The following is a 16605-nucleotide window of genomic DNA, read 5'->3' as shown; positions in this document are numbered from 1 at the left end:
TGGGGGGGTGTTGTTTTTTTTTTATTCCCGTGGCGCTTCCTTTTGTTATACCCCGGGGGTGTTTTGTTTAACATGGGTTCACCGGCGGTGGGTGTTGGGGGCGGGTGCGTTTACCCCCCCCCCCCCCCACAGCCGTCGGCAGGGTCACGCCAGGGAGAGGAACAGTTTCTCGAGTTCTTCTTCCGTCATCGACGGGGATTCGTCGCGCTCGCCGGCGAGGCACTCGCGCATGCCGCTGGCGACGATCTTGAATCCGGCCCGGTCGAGGGCGCGGGAGACGGCGGCGAGCTGGGTGACGACGTCCGCGCAGTCGCGGCCGTCCTCGATCATGGCGATGACTCCCGTCAGCTGCCCCTGGGCACGGCGCAGCCGTTTGAGGACCGCGCTCACCGCCTCTTCCTGTACTTTCACCGGGTTCCTCCTTCGTGTGATGACGTTGTGGTCTGCGATCCCCCTCTGCGCGTGCGGCCTCAGGAGCGCATGCTCGGCTCCCGGATGACCTCCGGCGCCGTTTCAGCGGCACCGCTGGTCCGCTGCCTGCGGGCCAGCGTCCAGGACGCGGCCACGGTCGCCGCGATCGCGGCACCGATCCAGGCCAGGGGGCTGGTCCAGACGGCGGCGGGGAGCTGCTGGCTGAGGACGAAGACGCCCATGACGACGACGAACCAGCCGAACGCCTTGCGGAGGGTGTCCTGGGGGATGCGGCCGGTGAAGCGGCTGCCGATCAGACTGCCCACGACGGCGGCGGCGGTCACCATCAGAGCGAGGTTCCAGTCGATCTGCACACCGGCCAGGTGGCCGGCGAGCCCGGAGAACGACTTCATCGCGATGACCAGCAGCGAAGTGCCGACCGCGACGCTCATGGGCAGTCCGCCGAGCAGGGCCAGGGCGGGGACGACGAGGAAGCCGCCGCCGGAGCCGACCAGGCCGGTGACCGCGCCGACGATCAGGCCCTCGATCACCACGAGCCTGACGGGCATCTCGGTGTGGGCGGCCTTGTGTCCGGCCTTCGTGCGTCCGGCGCCCTTGCGGAGCATGGCCACGGCGGTGGCCAGCATCATCAGGGCGAACGCGACGAGCAGGACGGTGCCGGGCAGGTACTCGGCGAGGCGTCCGCCGCCGTAGGCCCCGATCATGCTGACCGAGCCGAAGATCAGGCCGGTGCGCCAGCGGACCCGGTGGGCGCGGGCGTGCGGGATCAGGCCGACGAGGCTGGTGACCCCGACGACGAACAGGGAGGTGGCGATGGCCTCCTTGCTGTCCTGTCCGGCCAGGTAGACCAGGATCGGCACGGTCAGGATCGACCCGCCGCCGCCCAGGATGCCCAGGCTGACGCCGATCAGGACGGACGCGGCCAGGACGAGCGTGATCACGACCGGTCCCGCAGGGAGGCGACGACGGTGCGGATGTCGGTGCGCGGTCCGCGGTTGTAGGGCAGCTTGGACAGCATCATGCCCATCGCGCAGGTGTTGCTCAGCGCGGCGAAGGTGAGTCCGGCGCCGATCGCGGTGCCGACCAGGTGCACGCCGGGCACGAAGAAGCCCACGACACCGCTGACCAGCACGATCGAACCGGCGATCAGTCGGACCTGGCGCTCCAGCTCCCAGCGCTGGGCGCCGCGGTTGACGGGGGCCCCGGACGCCTCCCAGGCCATCATGCCGCCGTCGAGAACGCGCAGGTTGGGCAGACCGGCCTCGGCGAGGGCCTGCTCGGCCTGCGAGGCGCGGGCGCCGGAGCGACAGATCAGGACCACGTCCTCGTCGAGGTGACGGCGCAGCTCGGAGCGGTGCTCGCGCAGGGTGTCCAGCGGCACGTTGTAGGCGCCGGGGATGTGGCTGGTCTGGAACTCGCCGGGCGTGCGCACGTCCAGCAGGCGCGGGCCGTCGCCGTTGCTGATCAGGTGCTGGAGGGCGGCGGGAGCGAAAGCAGCGGTCTGGGCGGTATCGGTCGTCATGAGAACTCCGTGGTGGCGATGCGAATCCGTGAGCGGGCACGGAAGGTGATGTCGTACGGAAGGTGATGCCGAGAAGGAGGGCCGGTGCACCCGCGCGGGGACACGGTCAGGGGCATGAACAGCCCCGCGTGGACGCACCGGCGGCTCGTGACCCGCCGGGTCAGGCGGTGGCGGGCTGGTGCAGCAGGGCCCAGGCGGCCCACCCGCCGAGGACGTCGGAGACGTCGTCGAAGCCCTGGTGGCGCAGGACGCTGGCGGCGATGGAGGAGCGGTGGCCGCCCGCGCAGTGCAGGACCAGCGGCTTGTCGCGCGGGATCTCGTCGAGCCGGCCGGGAAGCTCACCGAGGGCGATGTGCAGCGCACCCTCGATGAATCCGAGCTCGCCGCGCTCGCCGCAGTTGCGGACGTCGACGACGACCGGCGGGTTGTCGCCCTCCAGCGCCTCGCGGAGCTGGGCGGCGGTCAGGCGGCTGGCCGGGGCGACGTCGTCGCCCATCGCGGCCAGCGCCTCGTCGGGGTCGGCGAGGTAGCCGGCCGTGCGGTCGAAACCGATCCGCGCCAGACGGGTGACGATCTCCTCCTCACGGTCTTCCGGCGCGACGACCAGCACCTGGGCGCCCAGCGGCAGCACCGTGCCGGCCTGCTCGGCGAACCGGCCGTCGGCCGGAACGTTCACCGCACCGCGCACGTGACCTGCGGCGAACTCCTGCGGGTCACGGGCATCGACCACCACCGCACCCTGCTCCCGCAGCGCCGTGAACTCCTCCACCGACAGCGCCCGCGGAGCGTTCTCGGGGTCGAACAGCTCCCGCTCCCGGCGGTTGAGGTCCGCGTCGTAGGCGAAGTAACCCGGAGCCGTGGACTGGCCGGCGGTGACGATGGCGACGAAGTCCTCTCGGCTCATCGGCGCACACGCGTAGTTCGTCGCGCGCTGCTCACCTATGGTGGACTGCCGCTCGGTGGACAGGTTCTTGCCGCACGAGGAACCGGCCCCGTGGGCGGGGAAGACCCGCACCTCGTCCGGCAGACCCATCAGCTTGTTCTGGACGCTGTCGTGCAGCATCGCGCCGAGTTCGTCCGCGGTCACCCCGACAGAAGCCAGCAGGTCAGGACGGCCCACGTCGCCGATGAACAGCGCGTCGCCGGTCAGCACGCCGTACGGCACGGCGTCCTCGGCACGCTCGTAGACCAGCACGCTGATCGACTCCGGGGTGTGACCCGGGGTCTCCATGATCTTCAGCGTCACGTCACCGAGGCGGACCGTGTCGCCCTCCGCGAACTTGCGGATCGCGTACTCGGTCTCCGCGCGCCGCCCGTAACCGATCCACGCACCGGTACGCGCGGCCATCTCCAGGTGTCCGGCGACGAAGTCCGCGTGGAAGTGGGTGTTGATGACCCCCACCACAGTGAACCCACGCGCCTCGGCGTCGTTCAGGTACTCCGACACGTCCCGGCGGGGGTCGACCACCACGGCTTGACCCGTGGACTCGTCGGCGATCATGTACGACGCCTGCGAGAGGCACTCGAGGTAGTACTGCGAGAAGAACACGGAAACCTCCGTAGCAAGAAGGGATGTATACCCGGGGGGGGGTATTTCTCGCGCCGCGAAGCACCCCTCCGGAAGAGCGGGGCACGGGCGTCGAGGGGGCGGAGCGTCGGCATCCGGCCGAGCCGGGGATCCCCTGGCCGCACTGTCCACCGCGACCAGATCCACCTGCATACCCCCTGGGGTATTACCTGGTCGACCGTAAAGGGGTGAAGTTCAGGTTGTCAAATACCCCCAGGGGTATCCATCAGACTGCCCGGCGGACCAGGCGGCAGCCCGCCACCACTCGGCCGCCTCATCGGCATCGAACAGTCCTGCGACCGGCAGACGAGAAGAGCTCGGACCGGCAGGCGCTACGGGCGCGCTCGTCCGGCTTTATACCCCTTGGGGTATTCTGGGCGACGAGTGGAGGAGGCTTGCGATGCAGGTGGACGAAGAATCGACGCAGCCCGTACTGAACCGCCTACGGCGGGCGCAGGGGCAGCTGGCCGCCGTGATCGCCATGGTCGAGGCGGGCCGCGACTGCAAGGATGTGGTGACGCAGCTCGCGGCGGTCTCCCGAGCCCTTGACCGGGCCGGATTCAAGATCGTGGCCAGTGGGATGCGGCAGTGTCTTGCGGGGGACTCCGACACGCCGCCGATGTCGCAGGAAGAACTGGAGAAGCTGTTCCTCGCCCTCGCCTGATTCCTACCTCCGCGCTCCCGCGTCAGGGCGCGGGACGAGGCCGACCGGCGTGGGGCCGGCTGCCGCATCCTCAGCACCGGGTCGCCCACGCGAAGAGGACCTGCCCAGGGTGACCGAAACACGTGCCTGCGGCCGCGGTCCCCCTCGTGGCTGTTGGGGCGCCGGCTGAGGGGCACCTGCATCGGTGCGGCGCGCACCGGTTTCCCGATAAATCCGGTGGAATCTCAGCGACCGGAAGTGGTTGGGTCCTGCTCGATGCTTCGCTGACACGGCCCGGCACAGCGCGAGGCGCAAGGTCCGCCTCACAGGCGCGGCCCAGCCCGTGTGTCGTCGAGTGATGGAGGTAATCGCGGTGGCTGGTTATGGGGCGCTTTCCGACGTGTACGAGTGGCTGATCGGGGACGACAGGTTGACCCCCGCCCAGGCAGCCGCGGTTTACTACAGCGATGTCGTGGGCTCCCTGCCGCCCAACGCGCGCGTCCTCGACTGCGCGTGCGGAACCGGCCAACTCGCCGTCGGCCTCGCGAGTCTCGGCCTTGACGTGGTCGCCACGGACGCCAGCAACGGAATGGTTCGCCGGACCGAGAAGGCCGCCGACGAGCAGGGTGTCTCGCTTCGAGCCCTCCGCGCGAGCTGGGACGAGCTGCCCGACCGCCTGGAGGACTCCACGTTCGATCTGGTGTTCTGCGTCGGCAACTCGCTCGGGCACGCCGAAGGCGCAGCCGGGCGCCTGACCGCACTGGAAGCGATGTCGCGGCTGCTGACTCCGGGCGGACGCCTTGTGCTCCACTCACGCAACTGGGAGCGCGTGCGCTCCGCCGGCTCACGGGTGGACGTCCGCGATCGACTCATCCGCCGCAACGACCGCGATGCGGTCGTCAGCTACTACTGGCAGATCGAGCAGGACTGGGAGCAGGAACACTTCCTCGAGATCGTGGTTGCCCGGATCGAGCCGGACGGAGCAGTGCGAGCCTGCTCGGAGCGGTTGTCCATCTGGCCCTACAGGTACGAGGACCTCGTGGCCCAGTTGCGGAGCGTTGGACTCACGGTGCAGACCACCACCTTCGACCCCGAATGCGACGTCTACCTGGTGGTCGCCGGCCGCGAGCAGGCGAGAGGCACGTCCGAGCCGGCACGCTGATCCGTCCTTCGTCGTTGTCGTTGCCGACCTTGCCCTTGCCGACGATCCGTAGTGCTCCGGAGCCCCCTGTGGAGCCGACCTCAGCCCGCACCACGCCGCCACCCTCGCACTCGGCCGGCTGCTGCACATCGCTTCTGGTCGGGCGCTCGGCTACGGACCGCGCGCTGCCGACGGCTGGCGGCGCTGAGCGCCGACCGAATGGAATCGCACTGGGTCCGCCATCCCTCGGTTACCGGTGCCGCCCTGGCCATAGAAGCAGCACTCGTCCAGACCCTGCCCACACGCCGAACCACTACGTCCGCGAGAACCAGGCACTCCCCCACCTGCCCGCCCTCCGCCTGCACCTCACCGGCCACACCGACATGGCCAGGCCCGAGATTGAGTACCGGGGCCCGGTGGAACGCGGTACCGGTTGGATCATGATGCACAGAGCACAGACGTCTCGCCGCGACGACGAGTCCCCTCAGAGGTAACGGACTCCGGTCAATGCCTCCGCCGACGACCAGAGTTGCGCACCGACAGCCGGATCAGCAGCCTCGCGGCTGAGGCGTGCCTCAGTGACGCGGCCCCATGTCTCGAAGAGCCTGGCCGGCCTGGACGCGCTCGCCGACGCACTCGCCCTCGACGATGCGGAACGGCGACACCTGTTCACTCCGGCCCACGCCGCCCGACGACCCGTGCCCGCCAGGACGCACCGCGGGCCTGAGCACGTGCCGGACAACACACTACGACTGCTGCGGGTGATGAACACTCCGGCGGTCGTACTCGGCCGGCGCCTGGACCTGCTCGCCTGGAATCCCATGGCGGAAGCGTTGCTCGCCAGCCCGAACGACCACCCCGCACACCGCCTCAACATGCTCCTGCTGATGTTCGACGACGCACTGACCGGCGAGCGCAGCTGCCCGGACTGGGAACAGCAGGCTCTGGACTACATCGGCATGATGCGCTCCGCCGTCGCCGCCGACCCCACCCATCCGCGTGCCACCGCGGTCGTCGGCGAACTGAGCATCCGCAGCACCGAGTTCCGGCGCCTGTGGGCTCGGCACGATGTCCGCTCGTCGGTCAGCGGCACCAAGACCTTCCACGTCGCCGAGATCGGCGACATCGTCCTCGACTGGACACCTACCCCCTGCCGGGCGCACCGGGCCCGGTCATGCTGACCTGGACGGCCGCACCGGGGAGCGCCGACGAGGACCGACTGCGCCTCCTGGGCTCACTGCACGCAACCGGAGGCGTCGTTCCTGGAGGGCCCGTCAACCTGACCCGGTCCCGAGAGGACGTTTGATGTGACCTGATTGTCACTCATCTTCCAGGAGGTCCCTCACCAGGTCAGCGGTCTGGGGTGCCGAATATGGCATCCGCGCTGCTCACAGCCCGATCCGAGCTCAGCGGTCCCCAGCGGGTCAGCCCGTCCTGGGACACGCAGGCGTGAGTTCAGCCCGGCCATCGGGGACCCGGAACTACCGTGGGTCAACCTCGATGATTGCCAGTACGACGGCGAGCCCTGGCCATGCGACGACCTGCCCGACCTCGCCCTATGCGTATGTCGATCATCCTGACCATCCCAGACACCCCTGAGCAGAGATCTTTTAGGGGAGAGTTGGAGAAACTAAAGCATCACACGCAGCCCGAACCCGGTCGGACTTCCGCTCCGCGAACGGGCGGGGCCCCGGCCGTAAGGCCCCGGCCACCGGCAAGACCCCTCTCACCCCTTTGTCACGAACATGCGGTAAAGGAGATTCATCCCCCTCACCTCATCCTCCGGCCAAGGGCAATCCTTCAAATCGTGCCGGGATCCGACTCGTGGATCCGAAGAAGTGTCCTCGGGGGCATTCTTGTAGTTCTTGCTGTCGGAGAAGCAATGCAGACTACCGTCCTTGTTTTTCTTTGTTGCGTAGCAGTGGCGAACTCCAATCATGTCGGTCAGAACGAGGTGTGGTTCCTTCGGCTGTGCTCGTCCGTCACCTTTGTAAACGGTGCTGGACCAGGGGCAGTCCTCGGCCTCGTGCCAAGTTCGGTCGCGGGGTGAGCCGGTGCTGGTCCACTGCACGCCCCGATATGAGAGGCCCGTGTGTCGGTTAAACAGAAAACGTTCACGCATTTCATCTTCTGATGTTCCATGGACATCTTCTGCGGGGTAGCACCCGCGAGTCCAGTACTCGGTGAGAACCAAGTGAATGTAGCTCATATCGCAATGCTGGTCCTTCTTCACTTCGAGATCAAGGAGACACGCCCTTCTCGGGTATGCGTCACCGAAGGACATCCACAACGTCATTGGTGAGTCTGCCCGTAGTGCTTCACAACTCCCTCACCACCGCCGGCCTTGGGGGATGAGCCCATCGAGCGTCCGGCACGACCGGTCTCGTGCTCGTACGCATGACCTGCCTTTTCGCCCCCGCGGCGCTCACCGTGGTCCGCCACCGGCGCACCTCCTCGGCCACCGCACGCCGGGCACGCCGCCGCACCCAGCGGCGGGCCCGGCGGGTCGCCGCGGGGGCCGCGCTCACCGCGCTCTGTCTGCTCGGCCTGAGCGAGGCGCGCGCCCAGGGTCTCTCGCCCACCGGCCGGCTGAACCTGCTGACCTGCTGCGCCCCATTGCTGGCCGCCGTGCTCGCCGCCCTGGCCGTGCTGACCGTGGGGCCGCCGCTGCTGCGGCAGCCGGTGAGGCTCACCGCGCGGCGACGCGGAGCGGTCGGGCTGCTCGGCCTGGCCCGCACCGCGCGCACCCCCCACCTCGGCCACGGTGAACGTCTTCGTCCTGGTCCTGGTACTGGTCACCGCGGACCTCACGGTCGCCCTGCGGGCGGCCCCGCCGCGTGTATGCGGAGACATGTTCGCGGGTTGGGCTTTCCGGCCTCGCGACGTTCTACGTGTGGCGTGACGTGCAGGCCGGGCAGCTCCGGTGCTCGACCGGTTCTGTGCCCCCGGACAGGTTGCCGTTCGGTGGCACCTATATGACTTCCGAGGACCTGGACCCGGTCGTCGAGGCATTCTTGGCCGACAACGAGCCGGACGTCATCGCCTGGTCGGACCTGCGGCGCGAGGCGGCCGAGGCCAGCAGCAATCCGGTGACCCGGTTGCCGGGCAGCGGGCCCAAGCAGGACTACTATCCGGCGGCCGGGGACAAGCTGGTCTCGCCGACGCTCGAGAACATCCGGACGCAGCTCGCCTCACTCCCGGGCGCGACGGACAGCTACTGGATGTCCCCCTCGGGCAACCAGGAGAAGACGGAGTGGATCCGTGCCAACAGAGAGATCATCAAGGCCGCGGCGCACAACTCGGGGCTGCCGCCGTCGATGGTCGCCGGCATCGCCTGGAAGGAGATCGCCGGCCAGCCAGGGTGGTTCGACGACGGTGTTGACACGGTCCGGGAACTGGCAGACGTCCCGCTGGGCGGCATCGCGCCGGAGACCTTGCCAGGGCGGCTGGGCGGCGACCCCGATGAGACGTCCTTCGGGCCCATCGCCATCCAGGTACGTCGTGGTGCCGAGGTGCTCGGCTACGACTCGGAGAACCTCACCTACCAGCAACGAGCCACGGTCGAGGGGGCACTCCAGGACCCGGGTCAGAACATCTTCATCGCCTCCGAGTACCTGGCCCAGCTCAAGGCGGAGAGCGACTTCGCGGATGTCCCCGCGGAGGAGATGACGGCGGAGCAGCAGCAGGAACTCGCCGCGCGGTACAACGGAGGACCGTACTGGGAAAATGACAAGGCCCAGCGCTACGCCCGCGACTTCGCCCAACACCTGGACCAGGCAAGGAACGCGATCCGCTGATGCACTTCTCGAAACCATCGAACACCGATGACACACCGGACATCCAGCACACCCATCACCCCATGGACGACCGCCCCTACCACCCCGATGACGACAGCCACCTGCTCCGCATCGTCTTCGCCGTTCCGGTGGTGCTGCTGACCTTGGCGGTGGCGTTCGTCTTCTGGATGACCACCAACATCCATCCGGAGAACACCGACGACGAAGACGCGTATCGCGCGATCGAGCTGGGCTGTTCCCTGACCCTCATCGCGGCAGGCGCGGTGGGGGCGCTGTGGCTGGCGCCCTCGGTGCGGCGGGTGATGCGGTGGCCGTGGGCGCTGCCGGCTGTGCTGTTGGGGGCCGCGGCAGTGATCCGGTGGGTGACCAGCGGGGCGTAGGCGTCGCGCCCCTGGTTCAGCCGCTCCATTTCGCCTTCCCCGCTGCCTGCGTGCCAAGGTCGGCGCCGCGGCCGTCCGCCGGCTGCGGCGGCCGGCCAGAGTGAGGAAGCAGCGGACGCGGAGAAAACGCCGGCGCCGTTCAACACGGACGGCACGCTCACCCTCACGGACGCCGGCGCACGAGCGGAGATCGGGGACCTCTGCTCGGGAACGGGTTGCCGGCGCGAGTTCGAGGGCTTCTACAACTCCCACCGCCCCCACCAAGGCACCGCCAACACCCGACCACTCCAGTCACTGCCAACCCCGATCAGCGATCCAGACCAGCTCGCCCACCTCAACATCCGACGACGCGACCACCTCGGCGGCATCCTCCACGAATTCCGACATGCCGCCTGACCTCCACGGATGATTTCTTCGGCAGGCACAGGTACGGCACAGAGCTTTCCTGTGCGCCGACTGCTCACACCCGCATACGCAGCCTGCCGCACGTTCCTCGGCTCAGGTCGCACGCGGGGCATCGTGACGCAGGCCGTCGAAGAGGAGGCCAGTGATCTGACGGGCTTCGTCCAGCCATCCGTCTCTCACACGCATGGCACAGATGCCGCCCAGGGCCCGCAGGAGGGTGGGGCCGGTGACGTCGCCACGTACGGTGCCGGCCGCTGCGCCGGCGTGGAGAAGGCGGGTGAGGGCGTCGCCCATGCGGGTGCGGGCGTCGTCGAAGATCGGTGAGTCGCTCGCCATGATGCTCTCCAGTGCGACCGACATGCCCTTGCCCACGGCCGCGTGGTCGACCAGCAGGAGCAGGAAGCGGCGCAGGGCCTCGTGCGGGGCATGCGGGCCCAGCAGTTCCTCGGGTGCGGCGCACAGTTCGTCGACCTCCTTGCGGTAGACCTCCTCGATCAGCGCCTCTCGGGTCTCGAAGTGACGGTAGAGCGTGCCGACTGCCACCCCGGCGCTGCGGGCGATCTCCTCCATGTGCGCGTCGGCGTCACCGGCGAGGAATGCTTCACGGGCCGCGGACAGCAGGGCTTCGCGGTTGCGGCGCGCGTCCGCCCGCAGCGGGCGTGATGACGGCAAGGGACCTCCATAAGGTGAACTGGGTTCCGTTTACGCGTATCGTATCCGGAGTCAGGTTCACCTTACGGAAGGATTCCGATGCCCATCAGCAATGAGGGCCTGGAGGGCCTGCGAGTCCTGGTCACCGGAGGCAGTCGGGGCCTGGGGGCGGCGACCTCGCGCCGGTTCGGCGCCGCAGGCGCGACCGTGCTGACGGCCTCCCGCAGCCGCCCCGAGGAGGGCAGCGGCGCCATCTTCATACCGGCGGACCTCTCCACTCCTGAAGGAGTGGCCGAACTCGGCCGCCGCGTCATCGACCGCATGGGCGGCGTGGACGTCCTCGTGAACAACGCCGGCGCGGCAAGCCCTCCGGCACCGACCCTGAGCCGGTCGGACGCATCCTGGCAGGCGGACCTGGAGATGAACCTCCTGAGCGCCGTACGCCTGGACCGCGCCCTGGTGCCGGGGATGGTCGAGCGGGGTTCCGGCGTCGTCGTGCACGTCTCCTCGATCGCAAGCCGGCTGCCCCAGCGCGCCGAAGCCTCCTACGCCGCCGCCAAGGCAGCGCTGAACGCCTACAGCCGCGAACTGGCGACCGAGGTCGGCGAGCACGGGGTACGCGTGGTCTGCGTGCTTCCCGGCTTCGTCGTCACCGATGGCGCCACTGCCCACCTGCGGCACATGGCCGAGCAGCAGGGCGTGACCACGGACGAGGTGACCCAGCAGATCGTGGACCACCTGAACGTCCCCATGGGCCGCCCCGGAGACCCCGAGGACGTCGCCGAGATGATCACCTTCCTGGCCTCCAGCCGCGCGAAATGGCTCACCGGAGCACAGTTCCGCGTCGACGGCGGCATCCTCCCCACCGTCTGAGCACCGACCAGCAACAGGAACAGGACCAAGCCATGCCCCTCACCCTTGCCTCCGTGATCATCGACGCCGCCGACCTCGAGACGGAGGGCGCCTTCTGGCACCGCCTCCTCGGCGGTCCGATCACCACCACACCCACCCACCGCTTCGTCCAGGCCCCCGGCCTGCCCGTGGTCGTCGTCCAGTCTGCCCCCGGGCACACCGCCCCGGGCTGGCCGGACGGCGCCTCGCAGCAGATGCACCTCGACTTCGTCGTCGAGGACCTCGCGGCCGCCGACCGCAAAGCCACCGACGCGGGCGCCACCCGACTGCGGCCCACAGCGGAGATCACCTCCGACACCAGTGCCGTGTACGCCAGCCCCGCCGGGCACCCCTTCTGCCTGCGCGCGGCCTGATTCCACCGCCACTCGCCGCCGGCGCCTGTCGTCGAACGATCGTTTCGACGGCAGGCACCCGACGGGTCCAACGAACCGCGCGATCCGGGGCCTGGAGGCAGGCCGAGTCCAAGGAGATCCGACGGTGATTGCTGACAGGAGGGGTTCCGACGACAGATCGGCCGGATCCTCCGACGTAAGGGGTCCGAGTGGCGAATCTGATCTACCAGCGGTTTCCATGACCAGCAGTCGACCACCTGACAGGACCTCGTGCTCGCCGAGGCCGGGATCGAGGTCCCGGTCGTCTTCGAGACAGCCGGCGGCACCTCCAGCCGTCCCCAACCCCCTGGGCCCGCTTCGCCGTCGACCTGCACGGCGTTGGTCCCGCCGCCACCGCCCACTGCCGACCTACCTCACGATGCGCGAGTCCGCCGCTCACTTGCCCGGCCAGGGAGTGTCTGCGGAACGGTGTAACTCCGTTGGTCGATTTCAGTTGTTGGCAGTGCCGAGGGTGAGTCGTCCGTCGAACGCGATGTCGAATGCGTGCAGGGCCGGCTTCCAGCGGCGGGTCCACGCCTTCGTGCCGGTGCCTTTCGGGTCCAGGCTCCTGATCGCCAGGTAGACGCACTTGAGGGCCGCCTGGTCGGTCGGGAAGTGGCCGCGGGCCCGGCCGGCCTTGCGGATCCCGGCGTTGACCGATTCGATCGCGTTGGTCGTGCAGATGATCTTTCGGATCTCCGCATCGAAGGAGAGGAAGGGCACGAACTCCGCCCAGGCGTTCTGCCAGAGCCGGACGACGGCCCGGTACTTCGTCCCCCACTTCTCCTGGAACTCGCCGAACCGCTCGGCTGCCGCGGCCTCGGTCGGAGCCGTGCAGACAGGCCGCAGGTCCTTCGCGAGCTTCTCCCAGTCCTGCCGGCCCGCGTAACGGAAGCTGTTCCGCAGCAGATGAACCACGCAGGTCTGGACCACGGTCAGGGGCCAGACGCGGGTCACGGACTCGGCAAGTTCCTTCAGTCCGTCGCAGACGACCATGAGGACATCCGCGACGCCTCGGTTCTTGATCTCGGTGAGGACGTGTTGCCGGTACTTGGCTCCCTCACTGCCGTCTCCGACCCACAGGCCGAGGATGTCGCGGGTTCCTTCCGCGGTCACGGCGAGCGCCATGCAGACGGGCCGGTTGGCGACCTGGCCGTCGCGAATCTTGACGTTCACGCAGTCGATGAACACGACCGGGTGGACGCGGTCGAGCGGACGGTTCTGCCACTCGGTCATCCGCTCGAGCACGCTGTCCGTGATCGTGGAGATCGTCTGCTTGGACACCTCGGCGCCGTAGACCTCGGCGAGGTGCGCGGAGATTTCTCCGTGGGTGAGGCCCTTCGCCGACAGCGACAGCACCATCTCGTCGACGCCGGTCAGTCGCCGTTGCCGCTTCTTCACCAACTCCGGCTCGAACGATCCGTTCCGGTCGCGCGGGACGTCGATCTCCACCGGCCCGACCTCCGTCGTCACCGTCTTCGACCGGTGCCCGTTGCGGTAGTTCCCGCTGCGGCCGTCCTCGGTCCGCTGGCCGTTCTCCCGGCCGAGATGGTCGGTGAGCTCGCCCTCCAGGGCTCCTTCCAGCACCAGTTTCGTCAGCTGGGCGAGGAGTCCTCCTTCTCCGGTCAGGCTCACACCGTCAGCCTTTGCCTGAGCCATCAGCTGGGCCACCAGAGACCTGTCCAGAGACGGCGCAGCCGTCTCCTCGTCCACTTCGGTGGTCGAACGCGCATTCTGCTTCACGGTCCTGCTCCCATTGGTCACAGCAGCCTTAACTGCTGCGACCTATTGGGGAGTTACACCGTTCACGCTACAGACCCAGGTCGGCCACTGGTCACCAACCGGTGATGCGTTCCCAGATGGCCTGGATGGCGGGCGCGGTGTCTGCGGAGCGGGTGCTGTCGATGACGTGGTAGCCGTGGTGCTGAGCGGCGGTGGCGCACGCGTGGTTGGGCAGGATGCGCAGCCGGGTGCCGACGGGAAGGTCGGGCAGGTCGGCACCGGCGCGGGCGGTGAGGGTGCCGTGTTCCTGGCTCGCGCCGGTCATGGCGAGTCCCGGGACCGGGTTTCCGGCCAGGTCGAGGACCAGGCCGTAGCCCTGGTCCTGGGCCTGGACGGATGTGCCCCGGTCCCGGGACATGGCCATCCAGCCGCCGTCGGTGATGATCCAGCCGTACTCGGGGCGATGGCCGATCACGGTCACGACCACCGACAGGGCGAGGTCCTCCACACGGCAGACGCCCAGACCGGCCATGACGAGATCGAAGAAGACGTAGTTGCCGGCGCGGAGTTCGGTGACGCCGGTGAGGTCCTCGGCCGCGTGCGCGGTCGGCGTGGAGCCGACGCTGACCGTGCCGACCGGCAGCCCGGCGGCGCGCAACCGCTCCGCTGCCGCGACCGCGGCGTCGCGTTCGTTCCCGGCCGCCAGTCGCTGCTCCTCCGGGGTGTAGGCGAAGTACGACTCACCCGCGTGGGTCAGAACGCCGTCCAGGCATCCGGCCTCGTGCAGGATTCGGCCGATGTCGACGAGTTCGGGGGAACCTGGCTTGAGGCCGCCGCGGTGGCCGTCGCAGTCGATCTCGATCTGGGCGGGGACGGCGACACCGGCTTCGTGGGCTGCCTCGGCGACGAAGGCGGCCTGTTCGCGGCTGTCGAGCAGCACCCGCAGGGTGACGCCGCGGCGCAGGAGGGCGATCACGCGGGGCAGCTTGTGCGCGTCGATGCCGACGGCGTACGTGATGTCGGTGTAGCCGCCGTCGGCGAACGCTTCCGCCTCGGCGAGGGTGGAGACGGTGACCGGACCCGGGGCGCCGCCGTGCAGCAGGGCGGCGACATCGAGGCTCTTGGCCGTCTTCACATGCGGTCGCAGGGTGACCCCGAGCCGGTCGGCACGCCTCGCGAGCCGCTCGATGTTGCTCTGGGCCTTGTGCACGTCGACGACGGCGAACGGGGTGTCGGGGTCGGCCAGCGTCGTCGGCGCGACCAGAGGCGGGGCCGCCAGGGGCAGGGCGTCCAGGGGCAGGGCGGAGTTCACAGCGCTATGTCCATCTTCGTGAGGAGGGTCCGGCACAGGCCCGGGTAGAGGTCCTTCGGACCGACCGGAGTTGTCGAGGCGTTGATGCGGGCAAGGAGTTCCGGGCCAGGGCGTCGTCGGCGGCGGTCCGGAAGGCGGCGGCGCCGGCTCCACGGCGGCCGCGATCCTGGCGACGGTCCGGTCGAGAACAGCAGCAGGGTGCAGTGGTGCCGGGACGCCTTACGCAGGTTGTCCGGCCGGCAGGAACCGGTCTTCACCTCTGCGTGGATCGCAAGGGCCCCGGCAGTCGGTCCGCGCCCGGCACCGGGTGGTCGTCAGTCGAGGGCTGCCACCGCGTGCACTTCCACCGCGGACCCGTAGTGCAGTTCACTGGCGCCGGCGACCGCCCGCGCGGGCCTGCCCGGACCGAGCCACTCCTTGTACACCTGGTCAAAAGCCGGCCAGTCACCCATGTCGGTCACGTAGACGGTGACCGAGAGCAGCTTGCCGCGGTTGGTGCCCGCTGTGGCCAGACACGCATCGAGGTTGCTGAGCACTTGGCGCGCCTGGATCTCGAACGGCTCGCCGCACAGCGGAGTACCGCCGGGTGTCACGGGGAGCTGGCCGGAGATGTAGGCGACGCCGCGGTGGGTGACGATGTGCGAGTAATGGCCTCCTGGTGATGCCAGTTGCGGGCTGTCGAACCTATCGATCGAAGGGGCACCGCCGCCCGCCCGAGGGAGGTCGTTTCCCGTGGTGATCACGCTGCTGGCCATCGGCTCACTTCGTGTAGGAGTAAACGCTGGCTCGGGAGATCCCGAGCAGGTCGGCAATGACCTGGGCAGCGTTGCGGGTGTCGAAATAACCGTCCTCGTACAGGCGTCGCACAAGGTCCTTCTTCGTTTCCCGGGGCAGGGCCCGCGGGGTCGTGGAGCGCTCGGCGGCCGCTGTCTCGATGACTTCGCGCAGTTCTCGGCGGCTGCGGTCGCTCAGCCTCTCCAGCTGGACGTCCCCGCTCTCGGGATCGGTCGCGACCAGGTTCGCCAGTGTCAGCGTGACGGGAGAGAGCGTCGAGATGTCCAGGTTCAGACAGAGGGCGGCGATGTACTGCCCGGCAGCGTTCTTGATGCCGATCGAGGTGCTCTTCGCAGGGCGTCCGTCGGGGAACCGGTTGGCATAGTTCTGGACGACGCCGGGATAGTGCGGGTCCCGGATACGGGCGAGACCCAGTTCCGTGGCGGACTCCCCCACCTCACGCCCCGACAGGTTGTTCTCGATGAAGCGGATGGCGTGGTCCGGATCGCGCAAGTCGTGCAGCACGACCTCGCAGATGCCGGGGAACATGCGCCCCAGTGCCTGGGCGATCTTCTCGGCCTCGGCCAAGAGGTGCTCGTCCGCCGAGTCTCCGGACATGGCCGGACCGGGGAGCCGCCCGTCCCGATACTGGGCGTCCTGGCCGCTCACGGGGCGGTCGCCTTCCGTCGTGGTGTCACTCCCACTCATCTCCTCACCCTGCTCCCCCGGTGCTCCGTGTGGTGACTCCCGTGCCGCAGGAGTTCGCTCCCGCCGGCCTGCGGCGGTGCGCAAGGGCCGACCTCCACACGCCCTCAGACTTTCCGTCCAGGACTGTACACACAATCTAGCCACCTCTGAAGCCGTCGTCCAGCAGGCGAGACCGACCCGCCACTGCGGATCACGGCGGCGATCAGGGCGGTGACGGTCCGCCCGGCGGTACGGGAGCCGCGGAGCGGGTCGAGGCGACACTCGGGCC

Annotated in this window: 17 protein-coding genes; 7 read left to right on the top strand and 10 right to left on the bottom strand. The window is 68.9% G+C overall.

Going from position 1 to position 16605, the window contains the following annotated elements:
* Positions 1-144: 144 nt before the first annotated feature.
* The 4 genes from ACFRAV_RS26440 to ACFRAV_RS26425 all read right to left on the bottom strand — a co-directional run bounded on the left by ACFRAV_RS26440 (position 145) and on the right by ACFRAV_RS26425 (position 3503).
* Complete coding sequence (locus tag ACFRAV_RS26440; protein ID WP_382558804.1) at positions 145-411, bottom strand: metal-sensitive transcriptional regulator; 267 nt, start codon at positions 409-411, stop codon at positions 145-147.
* A gap of 59 nt (positions 412-470) precedes the next feature.
* On the bottom strand, positions 471-1373 hold the full coding sequence (locus ACFRAV_RS26435) for a sulfite exporter TauE/SafE family protein (RefSeq protein WP_382558802.1): 903 nt from the start codon (positions 1371-1373) through the stop codon (positions 471-473).
* Positions 1370-1954 carry a rhodanese-like domain-containing protein gene (locus tag ACFRAV_RS26430; RefSeq protein WP_382558800.1) on the bottom strand — a complete coding sequence of 195 codons (585 nt, stop codon included), beginning with the start codon at positions 1952-1954 and terminating at the stop codon, positions 1370-1372. Before ACFRAV_RS26430 ends, ACFRAV_RS26435 begins: the two co-directional genes overlap by 4 nt.
* A 160-nt stretch (positions 1955-2114) precedes the next feature.
* Positions 2115-3503 carry a rhodanese-like domain-containing protein gene (locus ACFRAV_RS26425; RefSeq protein ID WP_382558798.1) on the bottom strand — a complete coding sequence of 463 codons (1389 nt, stop codon included), beginning with the start codon at positions 3501-3503 and terminating at the stop codon, positions 2115-2117.
* Positions 3504-3921: 418 nt separating this feature from the next.
* Here ACFRAV_RS26425 and ACFRAV_RS26420 point away from each other — a divergent pair, with 418 nt between their 5' ends.
* The 3 genes from ACFRAV_RS26420 to ACFRAV_RS26410 all read left to right on the top strand — a co-directional run bounded on the left by ACFRAV_RS26420 (position 3922) and on the right by ACFRAV_RS26410 (position 6486).
* Positions 3922-4185: a metal-sensitive transcriptional regulator gene (locus ACFRAV_RS26420; RefSeq protein ID WP_382558796.1), complete on the top strand. Its 264-nt coding sequence runs from the start codon at positions 3922-3924 to the stop codon at positions 4183-4185.
* 337 nt (positions 4186-4522) lie between these two features.
* Positions 4523-5326: a class I SAM-dependent methyltransferase gene (locus ACFRAV_RS26415; RefSeq protein WP_382558794.1), complete on the top strand. Its 804-nt coding sequence runs from the start codon at positions 4523-4525 to the stop codon at positions 5324-5326.
* Between the two features lie 557 nt (positions 5327-5883).
* The gene (locus tag ACFRAV_RS26410) at positions 5884-6486 is read left to right on the top strand and encodes an XRE family transcriptional regulator (protein ID WP_382558792.1); all 603 of its coding nucleotides are present in this window, start codon (positions 5884-5886) and stop codon (positions 6484-6486) included.
* Positions 6487-7031: 545 nt separating this feature from the next.
* Here the strand turns inward: ACFRAV_RS26410 and ACFRAV_RS26405 are convergent.
* Positions 7032-7514 (bottom strand): hypothetical protein, encoded by a 483-nt coding sequence (locus ACFRAV_RS26405; protein ID WP_382558790.1) that lies wholly within the window; start codon positions 7512-7514, stop codon positions 7032-7034.
* A 766-nt stretch (positions 7515-8280) separates the two neighbouring features.
* On the opposite strand from ACFRAV_RS26405, the gene ACFRAV_RS26400 reads away from it, so the two are divergent.
* Both ACFRAV_RS26400 and ACFRAV_RS26395 read left to right on the top strand, forming a co-directional pair.
* Entirely contained in the window at positions 8281-9102 is an 822-nt protein-coding gene (locus tag ACFRAV_RS26400) for a hypothetical protein (protein WP_382558788.1), read from the top strand.
* A complete protein-coding gene (locus ACFRAV_RS26395; RefSeq protein WP_382558786.1) occupies positions 9102-9482 on the top strand; it encodes a hypothetical protein in 381 nt (126 codons plus the stop codon). The genes ACFRAV_RS26400 and ACFRAV_RS26395 overlap by 1 nt, the downstream gene beginning before the upstream one ends.
* 498 nt (positions 9483-9980) lie before the next feature.
* On the opposite strand, the gene ACFRAV_RS26390 is transcribed toward ACFRAV_RS26395, so the two are convergent.
* Positions 9981-10559: a TetR/AcrR family transcriptional regulator gene (locus ACFRAV_RS26390; RefSeq protein ID WP_382558784.1), complete on the bottom strand. Its 579-nt coding sequence runs from the start codon at positions 10557-10559 to the stop codon at positions 9981-9983.
* A gap of 78 nt (positions 10560-10637) precedes the next feature.
* On the opposite strand from ACFRAV_RS26390, the gene ACFRAV_RS26385 reads away from it, so the two are divergent.
* Positions 10638-11411: an oxidoreductase gene (locus tag ACFRAV_RS26385; protein WP_382558782.1), complete on the top strand. Its 774-nt coding sequence runs from the start codon at positions 10638-10640 to the stop codon at positions 11409-11411.
* A gap of 32 nt (positions 11412-11443) precedes the next feature.
* Entirely contained in the window at positions 11444-11803 is a 360-nt protein-coding gene (locus tag ACFRAV_RS26380) for a VOC family protein (protein WP_382558780.1), read from the top strand.
* A 468-nt stretch (positions 11804-12271) separates the two neighbouring features.
* Here ACFRAV_RS26380 and ACFRAV_RS26375 read toward each other — a convergent pair whose 3' ends face one another.
* From ACFRAV_RS26375 to ACFRAV_RS26360, 4 genes are all read right to left on the bottom strand, one after another.
* Positions 12272-13480, bottom strand: coding sequence for an IS256 family transposase (locus ACFRAV_RS26375; RefSeq protein ID WP_382558778.1), 1209 nt, complete (start codon positions 13478-13480; stop codon positions 12272-12274).
* Positions 13481-13655: 175 nt separating this feature from the next.
* Positions 13656-14822: a DSD1 family PLP-dependent enzyme gene (locus tag ACFRAV_RS26370; protein ID WP_382558808.1), complete on the bottom strand. Its 1167-nt coding sequence runs from the start codon at positions 14820-14822 to the stop codon at positions 13656-13658.
* A gap of 347 nt (positions 14823-15169) precedes the next feature.
* Positions 15170-15610: a RidA family protein gene (locus ACFRAV_RS26365; RefSeq protein WP_382558776.1), complete on the bottom strand. Its 441-nt coding sequence runs from the start codon at positions 15608-15610 to the stop codon at positions 15170-15172.
* A gap of 4 nt (positions 15611-15614) precedes the next feature.
* Positions 15615-16247 carry a transcriptional regulator gene (locus tag ACFRAV_RS26360; protein WP_382558806.1) on the bottom strand — a complete coding sequence of 211 codons (633 nt, stop codon included), beginning with the start codon at positions 16245-16247 and terminating at the stop codon, positions 15615-15617.
* Between the last annotated feature and the right edge of the window lie 358 nt (positions 16248-16605).

The organism is Streptomyces sp. NPDC056600 (assembly GCF_042792855.1).
Taxonomy (GTDB): domain Bacteria; phylum Actinomycetota; class Actinomycetes; order Streptomycetales; family Streptomycetaceae; genus Streptomyces.
The sequence above is the reverse complement of the archived record's forward strand: the minus strand, read 5'-3'. Positions and strand labels throughout refer to the sequence as shown.

Bases quoted from the DNA above. Each gene is read 5' to 3' on its own strand.
- ACFRAV_RS26430 (WP_382558800.1), bottom strand. From the start codon at position 1,954: ATGACGACCGATACCGCCCAGACCGCTGCTTTCGCTCCCGCCGCCCTC.
- ACFRAV_RS26420 (WP_382558796.1), top strand. From the start codon at position 3,922: ATGCAGGTGGACGAAGAATCGACGCAGCCCGTACTGAACCGCCTACGG.
- ACFRAV_RS26415 (WP_382558794.1), top strand. From the start codon at position 4,523: ATGGAGGTAATCGCGGTGGCTGGTTATGGGGCGCTTTCCGACGTGTAC.
- ACFRAV_RS26405 (WP_382558790.1), bottom strand. From the start codon at position 7,514: ATGAGCTACATTCACTTGGTTCTCACCGAGTACTGGACTCGCGGGTGC.
- ACFRAV_RS26400 (WP_382558788.1), top strand. From the start codon at position 8,281: ATGACTTCCGAGGACCTGGACCCGGTCGTCGAGGCATTCTTGGCCGAC.
- ACFRAV_RS26395 (WP_382558786.1), top strand. From the start codon at position 9,102: ATGCACTTCTCGAAACCATCGAACACCGATGACACACCGGACATCCAG.
- ACFRAV_RS26385 (WP_382558782.1), top strand. From the start codon at position 10,638: ATGCCCATCAGCAATGAGGGCCTGGAGGGCCTGCGAGTCCTGGTCACC.
- ACFRAV_RS26380 (WP_382558780.1), top strand. From the start codon at position 11,444: ATGCCCCTCACCCTTGCCTCCGTGATCATCGACGCCGCCGACCTCGAG.
- ACFRAV_RS26375 (WP_382558778.1), bottom strand. From the start codon at position 13,480: ATGGCTCAGGCAAAGGCTGACGGTGTGAGCCTGACCGGAGAAGGAGGA.
- ACFRAV_RS26365 (WP_382558776.1), bottom strand. From the start codon at position 15,610: ATGGCCAGCAGCGTGATCACCACGGGAAACGACCTCCCTCGGGCGGGC.
- ACFRAV_RS26360 (WP_382558806.1), bottom strand. From the start codon at position 16,247: ATGTCCGGAGACTCGGCGGACGAGCACCTCTTGGCCGAGGCCGAGAAG.